The organism is Pseudomonas sp. R19M (genome assembly GCF_050312585.1).
GTDB lineage: Bacteria > Pseudomonadota > Gammaproteobacteria > Pseudomonadales > Pseudomonadaceae > Aquipseudomonas > Aquipseudomonas palleroniana.
Genome location: NZ_JBNPJV010000085.1, coordinates 1 through 363, shown reverse-complemented (window position 1 = coordinate 363; position 363 = coordinate 1). Strand labels below are relative to the sequence as shown.

1 tRNA gene is annotated in these 363 nt (G+C 52.9%); it reads right to left on the bottom strand.

The window, feature by feature from the left end:
• Window positions 1-149 precede the first annotated feature (149 nt).
• Window positions 150-234 (bottom strand) — tRNA-Leu (locus ACQRBT_RS19110).
• Between the last annotated feature and the right edge of the window lie 129 nt (window positions 235-363).

Genomic DNA, 363 nt, shown 5'->3' with positions numbered 1-363 from the left:
GTGGACGAAGGGGATCGAACCCTCGACAACGGGAGTCACAATCCCGTGCTCTACCAACTGAGCTACGCCCACCATATTGCGTTAACAAAGAAACCAAACCACTTCTTTGTTGAGCCCTACCCTGCTTTTCAACGGGGCCAAGCTTTATTTGGTGCGGATGAAGAGACTCGAACTCTTACGCCTCGCGGCGCTGGAACCTAAATCCAGTGTGTCTACCAATTCCACCACATCCGCGCTTGAAGCTCTTAAAGCAAAGGCGCCAGATGATTAATCTGGCGCCCTTCTAAATATGGGGTGGACGAAGGGGATCGAACCCTCGACAACGGGAGTCACAATCCCGTGCTCTACCAACTGAGCTACGCC